The 242-nt window shown below is 55.4% G+C and carries 1 protein-coding gene; it reads right to left on the reverse strand.

Features of this window, described 5'->3' with window-relative positions; translation table 11 throughout:
* A partial coding sequence (locus ACRHNM_RS17890; RefSeq protein WP_431137985.1) for a gliding motility-associated C-terminal domain-containing protein occupies positions 1-242 on the reverse strand: 242 nt, incomplete at both ends.

Here is a 242-nt window from a genome sequence, read left to right on the forward strand (position 1 = left end):
AACCAGCTGACCGTAGCGATTGTAAATCTGCAAATTGTTCCCGGGCATTTCCCGGGCGGCCTCGATTTCCAGGGTTTCATTGACCCCGTCGCCGTTGGGGGAGAGGTAGTAATTGTCCAATTCCACGGTCCGGTAGTTTTCGGATCCGCCCGTCCCGCCAATGGTAATTATTTCGTATCCACTGGGCACAAAATAATCGGAGGTGAGCGAACCGTAGTCGCGGCCGCCTTCCACGGCGGTAT

It is taken from the genome of Psychroserpens mesophilus (assembly GCF_050617655.1).
Taxonomy (GTDB): Bacteria; Bacteroidota; Bacteroidia; order Flavobacteriales; family Flavobacteriaceae; genus Psychroserpens; species Psychroserpens mesophilus_A.